The organism is Streptomyces sp. ADMS (genome assembly GCF_033441795.1).
In the GTDB taxonomy this organism is placed as follows: domain Bacteria; phylum Actinomycetota; class Actinomycetes; order Streptomycetales; family Streptomycetaceae; genus Streptomyces.
On record NZ_JAVFVX010000616.1, the window covers coordinates 1 to 241 of the forward strand.

Below are 241 nucleotides of genomic sequence, written 5' to 3' on the forward strand. Positions count from 1 at the left end.
GACAGGGACTGCCAGCCCGAGACCTTCTCCAGCGCCTCGTAGAACTTCGTCGAGGCGTGCACCGGGTCGAGGATCTCGTTCGCGGTGCCCCATCCCTGCGACGGACGCTGCTGGAACAACCCGAGGCTGTCGCGGTCGCCGTAGGTCAGGTTCCGCAGGCCGCTCTCCTGCAAGGCGGTCGCCAGGGCCACGATCTGGCCCCGGGCCGGGATGTTCATCGCGACACCGGTGGCCTGGATGG

General features: G+C 68.9%; 1 pseudogene. It reads right to left on the reverse strand.

The window, feature by feature from the left end:
• Positions 1-241, reverse strand: a pseudogene (locus tag RB628_RS43095) (hypothetical protein); the annotation flags it as partial.